Here is a 1226-nt window from a genome sequence, read left to right as displayed (position 1 = left end):
CATCGCCGACAGAAATTTCGTTTGCTTCTCGACCTAATAAATATCCGCCACCTGGGCCACGCACAGAGGTCACAAGGCCATTTTTACGTAAACGGGCGAATAGTTGCTCAAGGTAAGATAACGAAATCTCTTGGCGTTCAGAAATATCGGCAAGAGGCACTGCACCCACATTTGTATGTAGTGCAACATCCAACATGGCGGTTACTGCGTATCTGCCTTTTGATGTTAACTTCATGGAGCCCCCGATGTTACTGCACGCTAAGGTGTGCAAATTTTAATTACCAGACCAAAATAGTCAAGTATTATCACTTGATAAAAATTGATACTTGCCATTGATAAAACCGAATACTTGACAAAATTAGTCAAGTACTGGGTACATTGTAATTACCTGAGTAATTTAGTCAAGTATTCTGGTGAATAAAGCTTATAACCTAAACTTATTTAATAGACTTATTAATAGAGGTAAGAATACCGCGTAAGATGTTCATCTCAGCTTCTTCTGGACGCGCGCGATTAAATAAACGACGTAATTTAGTCATCACCATGCCTGGGTGTTGTTTGATGATAAAACCCGTGTCATTTAATGTTTGCTCTAAGTGTTCGTAAAACAGCTCAGTTTGCTTTGCGTTTGGATAGGTTGCTTCGTCTTCTTCTTGTACTTTTGGCTGTTTGTTTAAATACGCCATACGTGTTTCATAACACAGCGTTTGCACGGCCATCGCGAGATTTAACGAGCTGTACTCAGGGTTTGCAGGAATACATACGTGGTAGTTACATTGTTGTAGCTCTTCGTTCGTTAAACCACTATTTTCGCGACCAAATACGAGTGCAACAGGACCCTGTTCAGCCTCTGCCACTAACTTTTCACCACATTCACGCGGCTCAACCATTGGCCAAGATAAAGTACGTGAGCGTGCACTGGTACCAATTGTTAAACCACAATCAGCAATCGCATCTGCCAGTGTATCAACAACCACTGTTTTACCTAAAACATCCGTTGCACCGGCCGCAAGCGCACTCGCATGACTGTCAATTTCACAAGCAGGATCAACAAGATATAAATTTGATAAGCCCATCGTTTTCATAGCACGTGCCGCTGAGCCAATATTACCAGAATGTGATGTGTTAACTAATACGATACGAATATCATCAAGTGTCATTGCGTTGTTACTTACTGAAAGTCAAAAATTGCGGGGATTATAACATAGCTATCAGCTATCAGCTAT

General features: G+C 41.4%; 2 protein-coding genes. Both read right to left on the bottom strand.

The window, feature by feature from the left end; translation table 11 throughout:
- Nucleotides 1–235: Rrf2 family transcriptional regulator (locus CWC28_RS21030; RefSeq protein ID WP_138625730.1), on the bottom strand; the 235-nt coding region annotated here is incomplete at its 3' end.
- 202 nt (nucleotides 236–437) lie between these two features.
- Nucleotides 438–1160, bottom strand: a complete 723-nt coding sequence (gene trmJ / locus CWC28_RS21025) for a tRNA (cytosine(32)/uridine(32)-2'-O)-methyltransferase TrmJ (protein WP_062566066.1) — start codon at nucleotides 1158–1160, stop codon at nucleotides 438–440.
- Nucleotides 1161–1226 lie beyond the last annotated feature (66 nt).

Source organism: Pseudoalteromonas sp. S4492 (assembly GCF_005886115.1).
GTDB classification, from domain to species: domain Bacteria; phylum Pseudomonadota; class Gammaproteobacteria; order Enterobacterales; family Alteromonadaceae; genus Pseudoalteromonas; species Pseudoalteromonas gelatinilytica.
The sequence above is the reverse complement of the archived record's forward strand: the minus strand, read 5'-3'. Positions and strand labels throughout refer to the sequence as shown.

What these genes read in the sequence shown, in the direction of transcription:
- trmJ (WP_062566066.1), bottom strand. Translation starts at nt 1,160, where the DNA reads ATGACACTTGATGATATTCGTATCGTATTAGTTAACACATCACATTCT.